The 586-nt window shown below is 56.8% G+C and carries 1 protein-coding gene; it reads right to left on the bottom strand.

Features of this window, described 5'->3' with window-relative positions; translation table 11 throughout:
• Window positions 1–7: 7 nt before the first annotated feature.
• On the bottom strand, window positions 8–586 hold a 579-nt coding region (locus AWB67_RS39200; RefSeq protein ID WP_125477921.1), incomplete at its 5' end, for an IS4 family transposase.

Here is a 586-nt window from a genome sequence, read left to right as displayed (position 1 = left end):
CTTGCAATTACCCACACTCGTCCTGCGCGAGTTCATATCCCAGCTGAATGTCAATCAGACGGCGCATACCGCGCCACATAACGGTATTGCCTGGCGGCGGGTCGCTGGCACGTGCAAGGTACCCACCGAGTTGCGCAAGCTTGATGAGGCTGCGCAGCAGCGGCGGCGCCTGTGCCGTGCGAGGCGTGTCCTTGACGACCCGATCAAGGAGTTCGATCTCTGTTTGTGTGACTGCCAACTGGGCGGGGGCGTGTGCAGCACACCGGTTGAGCATGGTTAGCCAAAAGATGCGCCAACTCAGGATACAAAACACCGAGATAAGATTGGCTAGGCGATCAGCCGTACGCAGCTTAGATTCTTCGGCCTTGCATCCCGACTTCAGGATCTTATGAAAGGTCTCTATTTTCCAACGCATCGCGTACCAGTCGAGCTTCTCGATGGCTTCCGCACGAGATTTGACCGACAGATCAGTGATTAGCTTCCACTCGATTGGAGGTCGACCGGCGGGTGCGGTCCTCTCCTGGGCATGAATGACAGTCAGACGTAGCTCGGGATAGCGACGCTGCTTATAGAGAGGTGGTAGCAC

This window comes from Caballeronia terrestris, from assembly GCF_001544515.1.
In the GTDB taxonomy this organism is placed as follows: domain Bacteria; phylum Pseudomonadota; class Gammaproteobacteria; order Burkholderiales; family Burkholderiaceae; genus Caballeronia; species Caballeronia terrestris.
This window is presented reverse-complemented; position numbering and strand designations above follow the sequence as displayed.